This is a genomic window from Psychrobacter sp. 1U2 (assembly GCF_051847575.1).
Genome location: NZ_JBPYDC010001156.1, coordinates 1 through 683 on the forward strand (window position 1 = coordinate 1; position 683 = coordinate 683).

Genomic DNA, 683 nt, shown 5'->3' on the forward strand with positions numbered 1-683 from the left:
TATAAAACCTTAAATTCAGATTAATTACTTGAAAGGATTAATGTGTGATAGAAGTTTATATAGAATCTTGAGGTGTCCCAATGTAAGAGAGAGCAGGCAACTAAAGCAAAACTTCCCCACAAAAAAGCCCATATTAGCGAACTAATACGGGCTTTAACATTCAATAGAGTATCTAACAAACTAGACTAACAACTAAGCACCTTCACCAAATTTACCACTTTGGAAGTCGTTGACCGCTTGCATGATCTCTTGCTGACTATTCATGACAAACGGACCGTATTGAACAATCGGTTCACGTAGTGGACGACCAGTGATCAAGATCACTTTGGTATCCTCACTACTATCGGCAGTAATAGTGACGCCATCAGTATTGTCATCATTTTTCAAGATAGCCATAGTCTTAGTCGGTACTGTTTCACCTTCAATATCTATCGTACCACGATACACAAAGGCAAACGCGTTGTGATCGGCGGGAATGGCTTGGCTAAAGCTCGTGCCTGCTGGTAGATGGATATCTAAATAAGTCGGCTCAGTGATGTCGCGTGTGACTGCGCCTTCTACGCCATGCGATGTACCTGCGATGACAGTAACATCAACGCCGTCATCAGTGGTATATTTAGGCAAATCCTCACTTTGGAAGTCTTTATACCAAGGGTCATTCATTTTATCTTTGGCAGGCAGAT

The 683-nt window shown here is 41.7% G+C and carries 1 protein-coding gene; it reads right to left on the minus strand.

The window, feature by feature from the left end:
- Nucleotides 1-192: 192 nt before the first annotated feature.
- On the minus strand, nt 193-683 hold a 491-nt coding region (locus tag ACS8FD_RS20940; protein ID WP_439277284.1), incomplete at its 5' end, for a pirin family protein.